The organism is Staphylococcus pasteuri, assembly GCF_030547725.1.
Lineage (GTDB): Bacteria > Bacillota > Bacilli > Staphylococcales > Staphylococcaceae > Staphylococcus > Staphylococcus pasteuri.
This window is the reverse complement of the sequence record NZ_JAUOQO010000844.1, coordinates 1-241: the sequence shown is the minus strand read 5'-3', so window position 1 is coordinate 241 and position 241 is coordinate 1. Positions and strand designations below refer to the sequence as shown.

At 59.8% G+C, this 241-nt stretch carries 1 protein-coding gene; it reads left to right on the top strand.

Going from position 1 to position 241, the window contains the following annotated elements:
* Positions 1-20 precede the first annotated feature (20 nt).
* Positions 21-241, top strand: a 221-nt coding sequence (locus Q4528_RS15695; RefSeq protein WP_303522649.1) for a sensor histidine kinase N-terminal domain-containing protein, incomplete at its 3' end; no start/stop codon positions are given.

Genomic DNA, 241 nt, shown 5'->3' with positions numbered 1-241 from the left:
AATCTAGCCTGCCCATCTCGATGTCGCTGCGCAATCGGCTGGTGTTGACGCTGATCGGCGGTGCCGCGCTTCTGGCCCTGTTGCTGTTCTTTGCCATCCGCAACTTTGCCACCCAGGTGGCCCAGCAGGGCCAGGACAATATTCTGCGCGCTTCGGTGACCACCATTCTGGATGCGGCTGCGATCCGGGATGGGCTGGTGGAAATTGATCTGCCCTATGCGGCCTTTTCCATGTTGACCAC